The organism is Psychrobacter sp. 16-MNA-CIBAN-0192 (assembly GCF_040309565.1).
Taxonomy (GTDB): Bacteria; Pseudomonadota; Gammaproteobacteria; order Pseudomonadales; family Moraxellaceae; genus Psychrobacter.
In genome coordinates, this window is the sequence record NZ_JBEOOX010000562.1 from 1 (window position 1) to 249 (window position 249).

Sequence of the window (249 nt, forward strand, 5' to 3'; positions counted from 1 at the left end):
GTTTAGGGCTTCGATATCATCAGCAAGCTCTTTTGGAAACAAGTCAACGTAATTTGGCACGAGTTCTGTAAAAGCGGTATTTAGCATACGTAAGATATCAGCAGACTCATTATTAACGATAGTATTGGTTTTTTTGTCCCAAAGCACAGGTACAGTCGCGCGTCCGGTAAATTGAGGGTCTGCTTTGGTATAAAGTTGATGAGCAAATTGGGCATAATTAATAGGATCACTGTCAGCACCGTCAAAGCC

1 pseudogene is annotated in these 249 nt (G+C 41.4%); it reads right to left on the minus strand.

Going from position 1 to position 249, the window contains the following annotated elements:
• Positions 1 to 249: pseudogene (locus AAEY78_RS14380) on the minus strand (glutathione S-transferase family protein); the annotation flags it as partial.